Origin of the sequence: uncultured Slackia sp. (assembly GCF_944321625.1) — a bacterium.
Lineage (GTDB): Bacteria > Actinomycetota > Coriobacteriia > Coriobacteriales > Eggerthellaceae > Slackia.
On record NZ_CALUMA010000086.1, the window covers coordinates 1 to 15,699 of the forward strand.

A 15,699-nucleotide genomic window follows, 5' to 3' on the forward strand; every position below is an offset into this window, starting at 1 on the left:
ACGAGAATGGTGAGTTCGTGTGCGGTGATCATGGTCTTCCTTTCGGTTGGAGCGGATGCGGCGCCTTGCGGGCGTCGGCTGTTTCGTTGGGACCATGATTGCGTCGATGGGCATGGCGCACAATGGATATCGCCTGACGGGAGCCTTGTTTGCTACGAGAGGAGCATAGGAGGGCACGACAGGAGCACGTCGCTCGTCGGTTGCATTGCTCGTGCGCGGATGTTTGCGTGGGGATTGAGGGCGTCAGTTCCAGCCGTAGCGCTGGCGCATCTCTTCGGCGCGCCCTTTCGCCAAAGGGATGGAGGTGTGCTGTACGTCGGACAGCGTGAGATTGAAGCTGTTGCGCGTGAACCGTTCGACCTTGACGACCTTCTGCACGTTGACGATGTAGGAGCGATGGCGCCGGAAGAACCCGTAGCGGGAAAGCTCGGCGTCAAGCTCGTCGAGCGTCATCTGAACGGGGTAGAGCTGCCCGCGCACGCTGGCGTAGTTCGCGCGGTTCACGCTTTCGATGAAGTCGATCTCGCGCGGATCGAACAGCAGCGTTGCGTCGTCCGATTTCGCAGGAGCTTTGAACACACGCACCTCGTCGCCCTCGTAGGCGGGTTCATTCTGATCGTCGTCTGATCCGAGCGCCGTTTTCGCCGGGAAGAACCTGCCGTCCTCCTCGTAGTAGGCGGTTCCGGGCAAGAGCAGCGCCTCGCGAAGCGGTTCCGCGCAGGTGATAATGCACCCGCCCGCTTCGACAACCGACCCCATCCAGGCCAGCACCAGGCTGCGCGTGTCGGCGGTGATGCTTGACAACGGGCGCTCGCAGAACACCACCTCGGGTTCGAACAGGCTCATGCGCGCGAAGTTGAGCAGCGCGCGCTGCTCGGAAGAAAGCTTGCGTATGCGGATTTTCGCCACGGACTTGAGGCCGAAATGTGCGATGGCCTCCTCGGAGGTTACGGAGCCGCCGGCAAGCCGTGCGAAGAAGCGCAGGTAGGTGATGACCGAATCGCGGTCGAATCCTTTGTCCGTTTCAAGGTAGAACGCGCAACGCCTGGTGCGGTAATGCTGGTGCACGAACCTTACGGCGCGGTCGGTTGCCTCCTTAGTGCATTCGATATGGACGCTGTTGCCGAATTCGCCTTCAAGAAGCGCTTCGATGGAGTCGTATTCGGGCACGGCGGTCCTTTCCACGGTGATGGTTCATGCGCATTAGGGCGCGATGCAGGACGCTATTATAACGAACAGACGATGCGTGCGGGGTAGGGTGGGGAAATCGGCGTGTTCTTGAACATCGGTGATTCGTGCCTTTGCGATGTAATCAGGTGTAAGCGGGCTTCGCTTGCACGCTTTCGTGATGAGCGGGGCGTGGCGTGCGGATTTCGCAAGAAGGGAACGTATCCAGGGATGGTCAGCGCGGATTGAGTGCGTGCGCGAAGCGCATTTTGCAGTGCACATAAATCGCCTTGGTACGCCGTGACCTGAACTTGTTTTGAGAACGAAAAAAGCCGTCAAGCCACAGGGCCCGACGGCTGCTAGTTTCATGGGAGGCGTTCGGCTTTGCTTACGCCATCTGGCGAATCAGTGCAGGAAGCTCGGCCATGGTGCGGATCACGGCATGGGCGCCGGCATCGGCGAACTTCTTTGACACGCGAGCGCATGCCTCATCCTGCGCCTGGGTATCAAGCGATTCGAACTCGTCCTGCGTCATGGCAAGCTCCGAGCTGCCCTCCACCACGGCGACGGTGAACACACCTGCCGCAAGGCCTTCCTTGATGTCGGAAACGGTGTCGCCGACCTTGGCAACCTCGTTCACGGATGCCGCACCAAGCGCCTGCATGTTGGCGAACATCATGTAGGGGAAGGGACGTCCTTTGCCGCCCACGCCGTCGGGCGTGATCATGAAGTCAGGCGTATAGCCCCTCCTTGCTGCCTCGGGCGCGACGATTTCCATCATCTTGTCGTTGTAACCTGTGGTCGAACCGATCTTGCACCCCATCGCGCGAAGCTGTGCCACCGCGTCGAGCACGCCGGGCTTGGGCTCGGCAAAGTCATGCAGGATGGAAAGCAAGCGCTCCTCATAGGGCTCGTAGAGCGCGTGCACATCGTCCTCGGTAGGAGCGGCGCCGTGGATGCGCGTCCACTCCGCTTCGATGCGTTCCATATGCAGCATGGTACGGATGTGGTCGATCTTGAGCATGCCCATCGGCGTGCGCGTCTCTTCCATGGTGGGCTCGACGCCCGCCGCCTTGAACGTTTCCATGAATGCCTGTACAGGGGCGAAGCATCCGTAGTCAACAGTGGTGCCCGCCCAGTCGAAAACGACGATCTTCTTCATTTGATAGCCTTTCTGCCTCGATTCGCCGAAGCTTGTTCGTTTTTCTTGAATAGTGCATTTGGCTATGAGGCAGGTGGCGTGGCGTACTCTACTGATCCATAGCCGCCTGCCCTTGCACATCGCTCGTTACTTATCGCGCTTCTCGTCCACGAATTCCTTGAGTGCTGCGGTCACATTCAAGATGTCCGCCTCGTAGATCTCGCCGATATTGCCGATGCGGAACGTCTCGGCCTCGGTGAGCTTGCCGGGGTAGAGCACGTAACCGCGCTCCTTGATGTATGCGTACATCTCGGCGAACGTGAACTCGACGTCCTCGGGCATGGTGAAGATGGTGATGATGGGGTCCTGGTGGTCTTTGATGAACGACTTGAAACCCAATACCTCCATGCGCTCGACCAAGAGCTTCTGGTTTGCGGCGTAGCGAGCCGAGCGCGCGGGGATGCCGCCTTCCTCCTCAAGCTCGCGCAGCGCCTGGGCGAACGCCAGCACCACATGGGTGGGCGAGGTGAAGCGCCATTTGCCGCCGTCGCGCTCCATGGTCTCCCACTGGGCGTACAGGTCGAGCGATACACTGCGTGCTTTGCCACGGCTTGCCTCAAGCAGGTCACGGCGGCAGATGATGAAGCTGAAGCCGGGCACGCCCTGGATGCACTTGTTGGCGCTGCTCACCAAGAAGTCGATGCCCCAATCGGCCATGGGAATGTCCACGCCCGCGAAGCTGGACATGGCGTCCACGATGAACACCTTGCCGGCTTGCCTGACCACACGGCCAACGGCTTCGATGTCGTTGAGCAGGCCCGACGTGGTTTCGCTGTGCACGCATGCCACATGGGTGATGGAGGGATCAGCTGCCAGGTGCTCCGCCACCTTCTCGGGGTCGACGGCAATGTCGAAGGGTTCGGCGTATTCCACGCTGGGCACGCCCGCCTGGCGGCAGATCTGGGCGAGGCGTACGCCGTAGGCGCCGTTGGAGCACACGAGCACTTTCTCCTCGTTGCCCACAACGCTGGTCAGCACGCTCTCGTTGCCGAAGGTGCCGCTGCCCTGCATGAGCACGGCGGTGTATTCGTCGGCGGTCACATGTGCCAGTTCAAGCAGACGGGCACGAATCCACTGCGTGATGGCCTTGTAATCATCGTCCCACGTGCAGTGGTCGAACAGCATCTGCTCTTTCACCGACATGGTGGTGGTCAGCGGGCCAGGGGTCAAAAGCTTGTAGGTCTTTTCCATAAGGTTCCTTTCGGTTTTGAGTTTCTAGCTTCTGCGCATATCCGGTGCGTCGCATGCGTTTGGGTGCGACATCACGCAGGGTGGATCGGGCATTTCGTTGCGTCGTGCCTCTTGCGAGGCGCTCGATTGACTGATTGGCCTTACGCCTGCGCCTCCCTTTTGCATTCCTCCGACAGTTGCTGATGTATCGAGAGCAGCTCAACCGTGAGCGGTTCGCTGAACTCTTTCTGGTCGGGAGCGGCGGTATCGGGCGCCTCTTCTCCCACATAGAGCGGCTTGGAGTAGGTCTGCATGAGCTCTGCGCGGCCGCAATCGATGATCACCGCGCCCATCGCCTGGGCATCGGGGTTGGAATCGGCGCCCTTGTCCACCACGGCAACGCTCTCGGTGAGCGAGTAGGTGCCTTCCGCCGGGTCCACGGTTACGATCGGCAGGCCCTCCTCGGCATCGGCGAGCGACTGGTGGCGCAGGCCGAACCCGATTGCAGTCTCGCCGGCGCGGACGTTTTTGATGGGCGCCAATCCCGATTGCGACAGGTACGGTCCGGCGTTGCGGTAGATGCCTGTCAGAATCTCGCGCGCCTCGTCTTCGCCGTAGGTGTCTATAAGCGCCATGATCATCAGCCATCCCGTCGAGGATCCTCCGATATCGGGCACAGACACCATGCCCTCATACACGGGATCCGCGAGGTCTTTCAGACTTGTTGGTGCCGGTAGCCCTTCGGCTTTGAGCACCTCGGAGTTGTAGAAAATCGCGCCCTCCTGCGCCTGGGCGGCCGCGCGGTAGGCGGGCTGGTCGGCGTCGAGCGGCACCGACGTCACATCGGTGAGGTCAGCGAACATCCCGCTTTGCTCCTGCGCGCTGTCCACGTAGTACGACGACATGGTAATCAGGTCGGCCTCAAGGTGGTCGCCTTCCTCCATCAGCTTGCCGCCCAGTTCGCTGGTGCCGAAGCTTTGGATGATGTAGCGACCCTCGAACCCGTTGGCATCGAGTGCGTGCTCGTAGGCGGTTAAGGCCTCCTCGTCGTCGTTGGTGTAGATGACCACCTGACCTTCGGTGACCTGCGCCGTGGGGTTGGTCTGGCCGCTTGTGCCCACGAACACGGCGGCCGCCAGAATCACTGCTACGCCGCCTACAGCGAAAGCGAGCCTGCGGTTGGGCTTATCGGGCTTGCCCAGGTTGGGATTGAACGTGGTCTGCTCGGCTTCAGTGGCCTCCGACTCGCGTGCCTTGCGGGATTTAAATACCTTCCGCTCGCGGGTCGCCAGCGCGATCACGCCCTTCACAGCCAGGTTGATGGCCAGGATGGCCAGCGAAAGTGCGAAGATGCTGTCGAAATCGGCCACGTGCTGCAGCGCCGAGATCTTGGTGGTGACCACCATCGTGTGGGCGCCGGTCAAGAACACCACGGCGCTGATGGTGACCATGGCGTTCACGAAGTAATACCCGAACACCTGCAAGATCGTGAGCCAGGCGTTAGGCGTGACCACACGCACGATGGTCTTGAGCCACGAGCCGTCCATGACCGAGCGGCCCAGCACGAGCACCATGGGCAGCGCCAAGAATACGATGAACAGCAGGCCGACGATTACGAACAGCGCGTGGAGTTCCTTCTCACGCAGACCGCGGATGCCGCCCGCAAACGCGGGAGTCGGCATGCTAGGCACAGTAACCCCCTGCCACCTGCGTCGGCTGCACGGGCGCGGCAGAAACGTTCTGGAACAGGGCGAAGATGTTGTCACGCTTGATGGCCAGCTGGCGCAGGATGAAGTCATTGATGAATTGGCTCTGCGGCGCGTTCACGATCTGGTCGGGTGTGGAATACTGCGCGATCTTGCCGCCGTTGAGGATGAGCACCATATCCGACATGGTGAGCGCTTCTTCGGGGTCGTGTGTGACCATGACCGTGGTGAGCTCGTATTGCTTCACGATCTGCTTGATCTTTTGCTTGATGGATTCCTTGATCACGCCGCCGAGAGCCGAAAGGGGCTCGTCGAGCAGCAGCAGACGCGGCTTCATCACTAGCGTGCGGGCGAGCGCGACGCGCTGCTTCTGGCCGCCGGAGAGTTGGGAGATGCGCTTGGCCAGGTGCGGCTCCAGACCCAGAAGCTCGATAAGCTCATGCACCTCGGCCGTGGTGGAGATGCCGGGGTTGTTGCGCAGGCCGTACGTGATGTTCTCGTAGGCGTTCAGCTTGGGGAACAGAGCGTAATCCTGGAAGACGATGTTGAATCCGCGCTTCTCCATGGGCGTGCGCGTGATGTCCTCGCCGTCCATGAGGATGCGCCCGTCGGTCACCTCGGTGATGCCCAGAAGCACGTTCAGCAGGGTGGTCTTGCCGCCTCTCGCACTGCATTCACTTGTTACAAAAGGCCCTCCAAAGAGGGCCTTTTCGTTAGCCGAACTGCTGGCTGATGCGTTCGAGCTCATCGGGTCGCTCCACCCAGTTCTCAACGTAACCGCAGGAGCAGCAGACGTATCGAATGACGGGAATCTTGCCGAACAGCGTTGCTCTGGTGGTGTAAATGCTGTTGCTGCTGGCGTAACGTCCGTTGTCGGGGACGCGTACGACGTTGTTCGATCCGCATTTAGGGCAGATGCCGGAATTCTTCATCTTCTACAGCTCCTTCTTGTGATAGAGCGCCATGGCCGCAGCGCAGCTGATGCAGTAGATGCCGAGGGAGAGGACCGTCAGCCCGCCGACCAAGAGCGGCAAGTTGTCAGGGTTTTCGGACCATGCAATGAAATCGACCAAAAATGCCGGGGCGTCTATCACCTGGGGCAGGATGAGCACGGCTATAAAGAACACTAGCATGAGGCCTGCGGGTACCCAGCGCATGGCTTTGGTCATGCCGTAGCGAAGGATGAAGGGCTGCAGAACAGCCGTCATCAGCAGCATCACACACATGCCCATGAGCCCGCCGCCCACGATCATGGCGGGGTCGCGCATCTCTTCGCTAATGAACTGCGCGGTTTCCGCGTCAATCGGCAGCACGTCTACGAGCTGGCCGAGGAGAAGAGCGATGACAAACGCGGCGACAAGCGTCGCCAGAGAGGTCAGGAGCACGTTTGCATAGCGGCCGATTACCAGCGCATCACGTGAAACGGGCAAGGTGGCGCGAAATCGTTCCCAGCCGTTCATACTGTCGTAGCCTGCGAAGGTAAATACCATGAGGATGGGCGCCATCGCGCTGATGCATGCGACCATGGCCGTGGCGCTTCCCATTCCTATACCGACGAACACTCCGACAACCAGATAGATTACAAACTGCTGCAAAAGCACGTTTTTGACAGCGGAAAATTCGGAGAGGATGGCGGCTTTCATCGGAGTTCTCCCTTCAGGGTGAGTTGCATGAAATCGTCGATGGACATGCGGTCGCAGGCGACCTCGGGGAAGCGGCGCATGAATGCGAAGCGGTCGGGCGCTAGCAGGTCTATGCCATGGGGCTGGCGGATATGACGCATGGCGCCGGCCTCAAAGAATCCGCTTGTGGCAATCTGCTCGAATTCGGAGGTGCGACAGCGGGCGATGCCCATCATGTCGGTGATGGCGTCTTTCTCCAGGTCGAAAACGATACGTCCCTCGTCGATGCAGGTCACAGTGTCGGCGATCTTGTCCAGGTCGGATGTGATGTGGCTGGAGATGAGGATGCCGTGCATGTCGTCGGAGACGAACTCGCGCAGCAGGTCCAGCACTTCATCGCGAGCCAAGGGATCCAGGCCGGCGGTCGCTTCGTCAAGGATCAGCAGGTCGGGATCGTGGGCAAGCGCGCAGGCCAGTTGCAGCTTCATGCCCATGCCGCGGGAGAGGTCTTTGACCTTCTTGCGGGGGTCCAGACCGAAGCGATCCAAGTAGTCCTCGAACTTGCCCTGGCGCCAGCTGGCGTATGCGGCCTTCATGATGGAACCGGTGGCCTTGATAGGAAGATCGCCGATGAAAGGGCAGGTGTCCAGCACCACGCCGATGCGGCTTTTGATGCGGCGATTCACCGATTGGCTCGCGTTGATGCCGAACAGCTCGCCGAATACCTCTACCGTGCCGGCGTCCAAGGGCATCAGGCCCAGGATAGCGCGGATCGTAGTGGTTTTGCCGGCACCGTTCGCGCCGATGAATCCCGTGATGCCGCCTTTAGGAACGGTTAGGCTCACGTTATCAAGAACGGTCTTGGTTCCATAACGTTTGACCAGGCCGTTAACGCGGATAAGGTCAGTCATGATAGTCTCACTTTCGAAAAGTGCGGATTGCAATTACGTGCCCCGTGGGCCTTTCGGGAAGGCGCGGCGGGAGGGCGCTCCAAATCACCCGCGATGCTACCGGCCGCCTTCGGCTCCCTATGCGCATCGCTCCGATGGTCCGTTTTTGAAAAGAATTGAGGCCATCGAGTGATTTTCCGGCCCGCCCGTCGCGTCTTCCCGAAAGACGGGTGGACCAGCGATAGCTAAGAAATGTAGTTATTCTCCAGCCATCAAACCGAGCATGTCGTGCAGCTCTTGGAGGGAGATGCCGGCACTTTGGGCCTCACGCGATGCCTTGCCCAGCAGCTCTTCAACGTGGCGCAGGCGCTCCTCGCGCAAGAGCTCCATGTTGCCGCCCGCAACGAAGCTTCCCTTGCCTTGCACCGTTTCGATGAAGCCTTGCGCTTCAAGCTCGGAATAGGCGCGCTTGGTAGTGATGACGCTGATGCGCAGGTCGCTTGCGAGGTTGCGGATTGAGGGGAGCATGGAGCCTTGCTCCAGTTCGCCTGAAAGGATCAGGTCTTTGATCTGCGAGACGATTTGCTCATAGATGGGCTTGTCGCTCGCGTTGGAAATGATGATATCCAAAATGGCTCCTCGGGTTTTGGGTGCGGTTCCGATGCGTCGCGCGTTAGGCGTGCATCGGGTTGCGGTTACGTCCTCCTTTTGTCGGGTCTTGCATCCGCCCCGCCGGTCCTAAGGGCATCGGGGGGGGGTATGCGATTCAGGCCTTTTCCGCGGGTGCTGCCCCGTATGGAATCGGGCCTGTTCTTCGCCTTGCGGGCGTCCCCGTAAGGCGTCGTCCGGATGTCGGCGTCCCTTGTCCGAACTAAGTGTATATACCCTATGCGCACAGTATATACACGGTATATACAGTTGTAAAGCGTATTGAAACAAAATTTCTTGCGACGCTATAGTTTTAAGGGGATGAGCTGAACTGGGATTATATTCTTGATTATAATCCCAGTTCAGATAGCTGCTTGGCTATCGTCTCCTTTTAGCTAGTTCTTAATACTATATGCTAGGGGATTATTGCAGCCCGAGATGCGGAGAAGAGGTTTGCTATGCTGACGCAGACCAAGAGGTTCTTGCTTTCGATGAAATGTGCCGACTTTATTGGCGCTCCCGGTCATCATGCGTACTTCTCGGAGAACGAAGCTGCACGCGCAAGAATACTGCGGTTTCGCGAGCGCATTCGTGAAAGCGTCGTTGATTTCATGGACGAGGAATATCCTGTCGGGGGCGAAAAGTCGTTTATTGTGAACATGGCGGATGGAAAACCGTGTCTGGTGGATGGCAATGCACATTTGGTCGCTTTAATCACGGTCATGCCCGATCTTACCCTCGAGAACCTGATTATCGCGCTCGGTCGCAACGACTTTGTTCGTCTTTGGGAAAACGGTTGGGAAGACGAATCGGGTCAGTTTGAGCCTTATGATGTGTATGTTCCCGTTGGCATTGACACGACGCGGATTCCTGGCGCTCGCGTGGACACCGACTGGTTTAAGCAGCCACCGGCTCCGACGAAGGTTGTTCCGGCGAACGTTCCTTACGACAGCTTGCGGTTTTCTTCTCACGATCGCGGCCTGCCGTTAGGTGAAACCGCGCGTTGCATAATCGGTTTTTTGCTTGCGTAATCTATGGAAATGAGGTTCTGATGCATTTCTCTGCTCGACTTGATAGGTTCGAAGACGAGGTCTTCGCGACGCTTAACGAGAAGCGCCGAGCGCTCGAGACGCAAGGGCGCGACATAATCGACCTTTCGGTTGGTACTCCCGATTTCGCACCGTTTCCCCATATCGTAGAGGCGGCCAAGCGTGCGGTGGAAGATCCCGCATGCTGGAAGTATGCCCTGCATGATACGCCCGAGCTGCTCGAAGCGCTCGTTTCATACTACGACCGCCGGTTCAACGTGCAGATTTCGACTGATATGGCCATGAGCGTGTCGGGCACGCAGGAGGGTATGGGTGCGTTTGCGCTCTCGGCGGTCGATGAGGGCGACACGGTGCTTGTTCCTGATCCGTGCTACCCGGTGTTCCGCAATGCGGCGCTTCTGGCGGGTGCGCACGTGGAATACTACCCGCTTACAGCTGAGCACGGATTCCTTCCTCACGTGGCCGATATCCCTGAAGAGGTGGCCGAGCGTGCGCACTACATGGTGGTGTCGCTGCCGGCCAACCCTGTGGGTTCGGTGGGCACGCCTGAGCTGTACCGCGAGCTGATCGATTTCGCCCGCGCGCATGACATCTTGCTCGTGCATGACAACGCGTATGCCGATATCTTCTACGACGACGCGCAAACGTTCAGCATCTTCCAGTTCGAGGGCGCGCGCGAAACCTGCGTTGAGTTCTTGAGTCTATCCAAGTCGTTCAACGTGACCGGCGCGCGCATCAGTTTCTTGGTGGGTGACCCCGATCTCGTGGCCGCCGTGCGCAAACTGCGTAGCCAAACCGACTTCGGCATGTTCCTGCCTGTGCAGCATGCCGCCATCGCTGCACTCACCGGGCCGCTTGACGCTGTTGAACGTCAGCGCCTGCAGTACAAAGCGCGCCGTGATGCGTTGTGCGATGGCCTTGAATCCATAGGCTGGGAGCGTCCCAACGCGCACGGCACCATGTTCGTGTGGGCGAAGCTCCCCGGAGGGCGTACGGATTCTATGACATTCTGCCAAGAACTGCTGATGCGTGCGGGCGTGGTGGTCACGCCGGGCGCGAGCTTCGGTCCGATGGGCGAGGGGTACGTGCGTTTCGCCCTGGTGCAGCCGCCCGAGCGTCTGCGCGATGTCGTTGCGGCAATAAAGCACGCGGGGCTTTGCTAGGTTGTGAGTTGTATGGATGATTGCGGTGCTGCAAAATCGCGCATCCTGGTGGTTGAGGATGACGCGTCGATAAGCGATGTCGTGTGCTCGGCGTTGTCGAAGGAAGGCTACGCGTGCACACCGGCGTTTTCGGGCACCGAAGCCCGCATGCTTCTTGACGGCGGGTTTGCCTCGGCGGGCTCAGGTGCGAACAGAGCCTCTTTCGATCTTGTGATCTGCGACCTCATGCTTCCTGGCATGTCGGGCGAGGATGTCATCGCGCTCATCCGCGAACAGGATGCCGCCACGCCTATTCTTGTGACATCGGCAAAATCCGGCGTGGTCGATCGCGTTGAACTTCTTCGTGCCGGCGCTGACGACTATCTCGTGAAGCCTTTCGACCTTGATGAGCTCATCGCGCGTGTGGAAGCCCTGCTGCGCAGGTCGCAGCATGTGGGTGCAGGCACTGGGGGAGCCATGTCGCCCGCCTGCCTGAATGAGGGTTCGTCGCGGGGTCAAAGCCTCGAATCGGGAAACGCCCGTACCATTCTTCGTTTCGGCGCATGGGAGGCCGATGAAGAGTCGCGTTCGTTCACGGCGGCTGGCAACCCCGTTAAGCTCACGCGCACCGAGTTCGATATTCTGTGCACGCTCATGCGCCGCCCGACCAAAGTATTCACAAAGCGTGAGCTCTATGGACTGGTGTGGCATGACGATACGTTCGTGGAGGAGAAAACCGTGAACACGCACGTATCCAACATCCGTTCGAAGCTCAAAGGCACCGGTACGGAAGGCTATATCGAAACCGTATGGGGCATCGGTTTCAAGCTTGCCGAGCTCGACGGCGCTTGATCGATCAGCCGCTCTTTCTTGACGTGCTAAATCTTGCACTTTTGGCATTCGCGTCAACGGAGTTACAGGTGCGCAGGACACGTTTAACGTGCCCTTCCGCCATGTTTATGGCGAGAGCGTTATCAATCTTTACACTTTCTTATAAGTATCGAGAAGGTTTCTGACAGGCCGCTTCCTATTCTGGAACCATCGGATACGGAATGCGCCAGCTGCGGTGCCCGGAAAATTTCTAGGCAGCATGGTCGGCGCGAAAGCGAAGGAGGATTCGATGGAGGCCATAAGAACCGTGGGTCTGACGAAAGCCTACGGAGGAAAGCGAGCGGTGGATTCGCTCGATTTGACCGTTCAACGCGGCGAGATTTACGGATTCGTGGGGCGCAACGGCGCCGGCAAGTCCACAGCCATGAAGATGATGGCAGGGCTCGTGTTGCCCACCTCAGGCACGATTGAGCTTCTGGGTGAGCCGCAGGCGCCGGGCGCTACAAGCCGACGCATGGGTGCCCTTATCGAGAACCCCGGCATCCATCTGGGGCTTTCGGGACTCGACAACGTGATGTGCCGCGCGCTCGCACTGGGCGTGCCCGACGCGAAGCGGGCCTCGTTCGAGGCGCTCGAGGTGGTAGGCCTGGGCGGTGTTGTCAAGAAACGCGCGAAGTCGTATTCGCTGGGCATGAAGCAGCGCTTGGGCTTGGCGCTCGCGCTGGTGGGCTCTCCTGACCTGCTGTTGTTAGACGAGCCGTTTAATGGCCTCGATCCGCAGGGCGTGCGTGAAGTGCGCACCACCATCGTGGGGCTTGCCAAGATGCGCGGCATCACGGTGTTCATCAGCTCTCACGTGCTCGATCAGCTGGAGCGCATGGTCACGCGCTACGGCGTAATCCGCGATGGCCGACTGGTGCGCGAGATGAGCGCCGAAGAGGTGGATCGCGAATGCGCCGACTACCTGTGCATCCGCTGCTCTGCGCCGCAGGTGGCGCTCGCACGCCTGCAGGACGCGTTCCCGCAGACGTCGTTCACCATCATGGAAGACGATGCCATTCGGGCGCAAGGCGCCATCACGCCGCAAGACGCGGGCCAGGTGCTCGCTCAGGCGGGCATTCCCGTGACCGAACTCTTCATGCACGAGCGAGACATCGAGGAGCTGTTTGTGGGTCTCATGGGCGCCGATGTGCCGGACAACTCCAACGCCATACCGGGTGCGGCATCGCTGCCACCGCGCGTGAATGGGAGGCGATAACGATGATTGCCATGCTTCGCTCTGAGCTGTATCGCATTATCAAGTCCCGCTTTTCTTGGGGCTATGCGATTGCGCTGACCCTGATGGTGCTGGCAACGCCCTTTGCTGTGTGGCTTTATCAGGTGTGGCCTGCATTCGCTGAAACGGGTTTCGTGGAGCTGCCAGATAAACCTCTTCAGCAAATGCAGCTCGTTGGCGTATCTATCGTGAGCGGAGGCCTGCTTTCCATGGGGTTCTCTGTCGTGATGGCGGCGCTGACGACCGATGATTTTAAAGGTGGCTTTGTAAAGAACCTGCTGCAGGCGCGTGGGGGACGAGCAACGTATGCGGCATCGTTGATGCTTACTAGCCTTATTTTTACGGCCGTTTCACTTGCGTTTGCCATGGTTGTTGTTTTGGCAGCATTCTGTGTTATTGGGTATGAAGCGGCGCCTACGCCGATTGGGGATATGGCGCAATGGTATGCGCAGTCGGTTCTTGTGGTTGCCGCCTATACCTCACTCGCGGTATTGGTGGCGGTTGTAACGCGCAGTGAGGTGGCTGGTGTGCTCGCGGGCATTTTCCTGGGTGGCGGTGCTGTTGAGTCTGTTCTGAAAATGATTCTTGCCAACGTGCCCGGCATGCCGGCGGCGATACGTGATTGCCTCGATGGCTATCTTGCGGTGAATGTTGCCACGTTGTCGAACGGTATGCTCTGCGATCCTATGACGTATGCGCAGGCCGGTATCACGTTTCTGGTCGCCGCGGTGCTCTGCGTGCTGGTTATGCGCCGCAAGAATCTCGACTAGGGAGGTGCATCGTGATTTTCAATACGACTTGTTCCATGCTGTATCGCCTCGTCAAAACGCGTATGACCTGGGTCTTTCTTGCAGTGTTCGTTATTCTCGTCGGTGCTGGCATCGTTACCATCAAAGTCCTCGGCGCCAATCAGAGCCTCATGTCCACCATTTCCGAGACAAGTTCCGACATCACGCTGATGGTGGGTGTGGTCTCTCCTTCCGTGAGCGGTGCCGCGCTTGAAAACCTCTGCGGTTCGCTCTTTGTACGCGGCAGCGCCATCGCGATGTTCGTTGCGGCATTCTGCGCCGTGTTCATCGCGGCCGATTTGCGCAGTGGGTACGTGAAGAGCCTCATGCAGGCGCAAGGCGGGAGGTTATCGTACGCGTTGGCCGCTGCGATCGTGATTGCCTGCGTGTGCGTAGGCTACGTGCTGGCAGGCGTGTTGGTTACGGCGCTTGGCGCCCTTGTCACGGGAATCCATCTGGCCATACCCGCCATGCCTGGCTTCGTTCTATGGTGTGTCGAGGTGGCGGCGGTCTGCTACGCTTATGCGCTGCTTGCCGCACTCGTGGCGTTCCTTACGCGTAGCTTGGCGGCAGGTGTGTTGGCGGGTCTGCTGTTAGGTGGAGCGGCAGTGGAGAACCTGCTGTACTCCGCGTTGGGCCTCATAACGGGTCATCCAGATGAGGTGCGTCAGCTGTTTGACCATTATCTGGCCGTAAGCATCTCGCAGCTGGGGTTGGGCACCATGCAGCCGTGGGAATCTATCGTTCCAACGGCTGTCACGATAGTTCTTGCGCTTGCAGCTGCCGCCATTATCATGGGGCGGAGAAGCTTGGACTAGAGATTACGACTGCTTGATTGGTGGGACTCACTAATTGCGATGCGGGAGGTGCGGAGGGAGGTATCACGCGCAGTTCCGCACGAGCCGAACGTGCCGTTCCCGGCACGTTCGTGTGAGCAGGACTGTTTGAGCATGATGCCTCCCGCCGCACCTCCAGGCGGTTGAGGCGTCAAGAGGATTTGAAAGGAAGTGCGATGGAGATTCTGGTCGTTGCCTGTGTGCTGGCTGCTTTTGTGCTCGCATTCGTCGTGGTCAGCTATGAGCGCGAGCTGCGCTCCATCGCGCGGTTCCTCAAGGGACGCGAGCGGGGAAGCAACCAGCGCGTGACCGTTGAGTATCCGACGCGCGGCGTGACGGGCGTGGCGCAATCCATCAACGCGTATCTCGATGAAGAACGCGACCGTCGCATCGCAGAGGAAGAACGCCGTAGCGCTTTCCAGCAGGACCTCGCGTCGCTTTCGCACGATATCCGTACGCCTCTTGCGGGTGCGCAGGGCTACCTGCAGCTTTATGCGCGCGAACAGGGCGCCGAAGAGCGCGAGCGGTGCGTTCGCGAGGCGGAATCGCGTCTGACGGCGATGCGCGAGTTGGTTGATCAGCTCTTTGAGTACACCAAGGCGGCGGATCCGACGCATGCTATGGAGCTTGAAGCCGTGCAGCCCTATCCGCTGCTCGCCGAGGCGTTGGCCGGCGCATACCCCGATTTCGCTGCGCGCGAATGGGAGCCTCGCATCGATTTCGAAGACGAGGGGCTCTGGGTGCAAGGCAATCGCGAGGCGCTCTCCCGCGTGTTCTCCAACTTGACGGTAAATGCGCTGCGCTACGGCAGCGAGGCGCCGACGATCGTCCAGCGTGGAAGGCACGTGGAGTTTCGAAATGCCGTGGACAATCCTGAAGCCATTGACGTCAACCGCATGTTCGCCCGCTTCTATCGCGCCGATGCAGCGCGTGCAGGCGGAGCGAGCGGCTTAGGGCTTGCAATTGTGGCACACCTCTGCGAGAGGATGGATGCGCGGGTCGCGGCCCGCATCGAAGGCGATGTACTCTGCGTATCAATAGATTTCGCCGAATTATCCCAAGATTCGAAATAGCGCATTCTGCCGTTCACCGGGGAATTTGACCAGGCCTTTGCCGTCTTCGGCCCGTATCGAGCCGTCCACGCGAATGTGTTCGGTTCCGTCTCGTGTGTACGATTTCTATCGATATCATTTATGCATGTTTATTCGCCCTGGGAGTGGTCCGTATCAGCGGACGGGGCATCGTCATCCGGCTTTTAGCGTCGCATCACATCACGTTTCCGGCGACGCCTCGGCCCGATGCGCATATCTATAAGGGAGTGTGCCTCTATGGAGAATTCGACGGGCGTACCGCGCCGCGTTCGCGTTTCGGAT

The 15,699-nt window shown here is 59.4% G+C and carries 16 protein-coding genes; 7 read left to right on the plus strand and 9 right to left on the minus strand.

Annotation, left to right across the window (positions count from 1 at the left end):
- Positions 1-243: 243 nt before the first annotated feature.
- The 9 genes from Q0J60_RS07570 to Q0J60_RS07610 all read right to left on the minus strand — a co-directional run bounded on the left by Q0J60_RS07570 (position 244) and on the right by Q0J60_RS07610 (position 8,386).
- Complete coding sequence (locus Q0J60_RS07570; protein WP_294440193.1) at positions 244-1,170, minus strand: LytTR family transcriptional regulator DNA-binding domain-containing protein; 927 nt, start codon at positions 1,168-1,170, stop codon at positions 244-246.
- 385 nt (positions 1,171-1,555) lie between these two features.
- Entirely contained in the window at positions 1,556-2,329 is a 774-nt protein-coding gene (gene phnX, locus Q0J60_RS07575) for a phosphonoacetaldehyde hydrolase (RefSeq protein ID WP_294440196.1), read from the minus strand.
- A 126-nt stretch (positions 2,330-2,455) separates the two neighbouring features.
- A complete protein-coding gene (gene phnW, locus Q0J60_RS07580) occupies positions 2,456-3,559 on the minus strand; it encodes a 2-aminoethylphosphonate--pyruvate transaminase (protein WP_294440197.1) in 1,104 nt (367 codons plus the stop codon).
- 140 nt (positions 3,560-3,699) lie between these two features.
- Positions 3,700-5,220, minus strand: coding sequence for an ABC transporter substrate-binding protein (locus Q0J60_RS07585; protein WP_294440222.1), 1,521 nt, complete (start codon positions 5,218-5,220; stop codon positions 3,700-3,702).
- 1 nt (position 5,221) lies between these two features.
- Positions 5,222-5,992 carry an ABC transporter ATP-binding protein gene (locus tag Q0J60_RS07590; RefSeq protein ID WP_294440200.1) on the minus strand — a complete coding sequence of 257 codons (771 nt, stop codon included), beginning with the start codon at positions 5,990-5,992 and terminating at the stop codon, positions 5,222-5,224.
- On the minus strand, positions 5,958-6,176 hold the full coding sequence (locus Q0J60_RS07595; RefSeq protein WP_294440202.1) for a hypothetical protein: 219 nt from the start codon (positions 6,174-6,176) through the stop codon (positions 5,958-5,960). Before Q0J60_RS07595 ends, Q0J60_RS07590 begins: the two co-directional genes overlap by 35 nt.
- Before the next feature lie 3 nt (positions 6,177-6,179).
- On the minus strand, positions 6,180-6,887 hold the full coding sequence (locus Q0J60_RS07600) for an ABC-2 transporter permease (protein WP_294440204.1): 708 nt from the start codon (positions 6,885-6,887) through the stop codon (positions 6,180-6,182).
- Positions 6,884-7,777 carry an ABC transporter ATP-binding protein gene (locus tag Q0J60_RS07605; RefSeq protein WP_294440205.1) on the minus strand — a complete coding sequence of 298 codons (894 nt, stop codon included), beginning with the start codon at positions 7,775-7,777 and terminating at the stop codon, positions 6,884-6,886. The genes Q0J60_RS07600 and Q0J60_RS07605 overlap by 4 nt, the downstream gene beginning before the upstream one ends.
- Before the next feature lie 237 nt (positions 7,778-8,014).
- A complete protein-coding gene (locus Q0J60_RS07610) occupies positions 8,015-8,386 on the minus strand; it encodes a GntR family transcriptional regulator (protein WP_294440206.1) in 372 nt (123 codons plus the stop codon).
- Between the two features lie 476 nt (positions 8,387-8,862).
- Between Q0J60_RS07610 and Q0J60_RS07615 the strand changes: the two genes are divergently transcribed.
- The 7 genes from Q0J60_RS07615 to Q0J60_RS07645 all read left to right on the plus strand — a co-directional run bounded on the left by Q0J60_RS07615 (position 8,863) and on the right by Q0J60_RS07645 (position 15,399).
- The gene (locus Q0J60_RS07615) at positions 8,863-9,435 is read left to right on the plus strand and encodes a hypothetical protein (RefSeq protein ID WP_294440207.1); all 573 of its coding nucleotides are present in this window, start codon (positions 8,863-8,865) and stop codon (positions 9,433-9,435) included.
- A gap of 20 nt (positions 9,436-9,455) precedes the next feature.
- Complete coding sequence (locus Q0J60_RS07620; RefSeq protein ID WP_294440209.1) at positions 9,456-10,616, plus strand: pyridoxal phosphate-dependent aminotransferase; 1,161 nt, start codon at positions 9,456-9,458, stop codon at positions 10,614-10,616.
- A gap of 12 nt (positions 10,617-10,628) precedes the next feature.
- Positions 10,629-11,447 (plus strand): response regulator transcription factor, encoded by an 819-nt coding sequence (locus tag Q0J60_RS07625; RefSeq protein WP_294440212.1) that lies wholly within the window; start codon positions 10,629-10,631, stop codon positions 11,445-11,447.
- Positions 11,448-11,715: 268 nt separating this feature from the next.
- Positions 11,716-12,684 carry an ABC transporter ATP-binding protein gene (locus tag Q0J60_RS07630; RefSeq protein ID WP_294440214.1) on the plus strand — a complete coding sequence of 323 codons (969 nt, stop codon included), beginning with the start codon at positions 11,716-11,718 and terminating at the stop codon, positions 12,682-12,684.
- A gap of 2 nt (positions 12,685-12,686) precedes the next feature.
- Positions 12,687-13,472, plus strand: coding sequence for a hypothetical protein (locus Q0J60_RS07635; RefSeq protein ID WP_294440216.1), 786 nt, complete (start codon positions 12,687-12,689; stop codon positions 13,470-13,472).
- Positions 13,473-13,483: 11 nt separating this feature from the next.
- Positions 13,484-14,308, plus strand: a complete 825-nt coding sequence (locus Q0J60_RS07640; protein ID WP_294440218.1) for a hypothetical protein — start codon at positions 13,484-13,486, stop codon at positions 14,306-14,308.
- A 194-nt stretch (positions 14,309-14,502) separates the two neighbouring features.
- Positions 14,503-15,399: a sensor histidine kinase KdpD gene (locus Q0J60_RS07645; protein ID WP_294440221.1), complete on the plus strand. Its 897-nt coding sequence runs from the start codon at positions 14,503-14,505 to the stop codon at positions 15,397-15,399.
- Positions 15,400-15,699 lie beyond the last annotated feature (300 nt).